The sequence below is a fragment of the Polynucleobacter sp. 39-46-10 genome, from assembly GCF_002282275.1.
Genome location: NZ_NCJB01000499.1, coordinates 1 through 1,290, shown reverse-complemented (window position 1 = coordinate 1,290; position 1,290 = coordinate 1). Strand labels below are relative to the sequence as shown.

The following is a 1,290-nucleotide window of genomic DNA, read 5'->3' as shown; positions in this document are numbered from 1 at the left end:
TCGCTTTGCCTGCACAACAGTTTCTTCAATGTCCCACACATCACCGTCAGTAATGAGCAAAAGATCACAACCTTGTTCGTAGGCCTGAGCGAAACTTAGTTTGAATGTTGAGGAGAGCGCCTTTTCCAACTGATTCGAGGTGTGCTCAACAGTGCTACCAAACTTGCTATACGAAATTGCGTCATCGGGGCTAAGTCTGAGGCTCAGCTCGTGCAATGCCTCTTGCGCTTGCTCAATGCTTTCCCCCGCCATTGAGCCCGAACAATCTACGAGGATCTTCAATGCTAAGGGCATTGCCACTTGCTGTGGCAACTTCGGACAGAAGCTTGCAACAACCGCGTACTCTTCCTCATCTACTGCCGCCAAAGCAAATGAAACACCATCTAGCTCATCGATAGACAGAACGAAATCACGATCCAACATTCCACCCTTTGTCAGCTCAATTCGCTTACCGCCTTCTACTGCGGTGGTAACGGCTTGATGACTGGGGCATGTGATCACCCCATTCGCTGTAGTTCCAATTACATCTATACGGGCTGTAAATGGATATTCAATTAATGCATCGACATCAACGCCTTGATGAGGTGCTATGTGACCTTGCTCGACTTCATCCCCATATCGCTGGCCTATCACTGTGGGCACTGTGACTCTCAGACGGCCTGATTCAAACCTCAAGAGCTGTGCATATTCAATTTCAATTACAGCTGATTCACCAGCTTTCAAATTACCAAGGTTGGCTGTGTACAGACCGAGAGGTGACTTTTCAAGCATTACTGGCGTGTCGCCCTCTGAGATGGCTTTTTCGTATTTCTTTTCTGCCTTCTTCTTCTCAAGTGCAACTGCTTGCATCCGTTTGCCATTCAACTCAACACTAAAAGACAGCAAGTTTGCACCCCATCCAGCTGGGAAGGTGTAACTGGCTTCGATCGTTTCTTCTGAATCATTCAGGTAGCTTTGACGAACCTTCATCGTGAGCAACAAACCGTCAATGCGACCGTCAAGGTGCACGGACTTAAGAGCTACGCTTTGACCGTATTCATTTTCCAAACCAGCATTTGTTTTCATGTTTTCGCTCCAGGTTGTATTTCGTTAATTTGCTTCAGACAGATTGAGTTCTAGGCAATGCTCTTCAAAACCTTTTGAGTTGCATTCATCACCTCTTTAACTAGCGCCCTTACCTGCTCAGGGGTCATCCCTGCCTCGTCTGCTGAGATTTGCAACTCAATACCTGGCGCAATGTAGAGATGGCTCTTTACCGATATAGATCCCGGCTTTCTCTGCTTCACAGGC

Annotated in this window: 1 protein-coding gene; it reads right to left on the bottom strand. The window is 47.3% G+C overall.

Annotation, left to right across the window (positions count from 1 at the left end; genetic code table 11):
• A partial coding sequence (locus tag B7X71_RS17145; protein WP_293601628.1) for a VIT and VWA domain-containing protein occupies positions 1 to 1,065 on the bottom strand: 1,065 nt, incomplete at its 3' end.
• Positions 1,066 to 1,290: the final 225 nt, after the last annotated feature.